This is a genomic window from Streptomyces sp. DH12, from assembly GCF_020873895.1.
In the GTDB taxonomy this organism is placed as follows: Bacteria; Actinomycetota; Actinomycetes; order Streptomycetales; family Streptomycetaceae; genus Streptomyces.
On sequence record NZ_JAHWGT010000237.1, the window covers coordinates 1 to 758 of the forward strand.

1 protein-coding gene and 1 pseudogene are annotated in these 758 nt (G+C 72.4%); both read right to left on the reverse strand.

Annotated features, from left to right (window positions below; all coding sequences use genetic code 11):
- A pseudogene (locus tag LPA54_RS33760) lies at positions 1-232 on the reverse strand (peptidase M20); the annotation flags it as partial.
- Positions 233-242: 10 nt separating this feature from the next.
- A partial coding sequence (locus LPA54_RS33765) for a PD-(D/E)XK nuclease family protein (RefSeq protein ID WP_228984515.1) occupies positions 243-758 on the reverse strand: 516 nt, incomplete at its 5' end.

Here is a 758-nt window from a genome sequence, read left to right on the forward strand (position 1 = left end):
CGTAGACCGCCGGGGCGCCGGGGGTGTCCCAGATCTCGGCGGCCGGGAAACCGGTGTCCTTCAGGGCGGCGACGAGCCAGTCGGCGCTGCGGCGCACGTCGGGGGCGTGATCGGGCAGGGCCGAGACGGACGGGATGCGGAGCCACGCGGAGAGGTCGTCGAGGAACGCCGTGCGGTGGTCTGCGATGTACGTACGGACGGCGTCGACGGCATTGTCAACGTGCTGGCTCATGCCTACGAGCCTATCGGCCCGCGGGGGTGTCCTCGGAGTGCGGTATCTCACCGTGCGGATCGTCGAGCAGCAGCCGCTCCAGCTCGGCACGGCCGGGCAGCCGCTCCGGGCGGACCACCTCGCCGGTGCGGACGTACAGGAACGCGGCGGTGACGGACTCCGGCGGGACGCCCTGTTGCTCGGCCCAGGCGAGCCGGTAGACCGCCAGTTGCAGTGGGTCGGCGGTGCGGCCCCGGCCGGTCTTCCAGTCGACGATCTCGTACGTGACCGCGTCGGCGTCCGTGTCGCCCTCGTGCCGGTACACGGCGTCGATGCGGCCGCGGACGACCCGGCCGGCGATCGACAGCTGGAAGGGGGCCTCCACGCGGTAGGGCGTGCGGTGGGCGTACTCGGTGCGTTCGAAGGCCTCCTTCAGCTCCTCCAGGTCGCGCTCGTCGGCGATCTCGGCGTCGGCGCCCGGCAGCTCGTCGGGGTCGAGCATGGGCAGGGTGAGCTCCTCGAAGCGCGCTTCGACCCACGCGTGGAA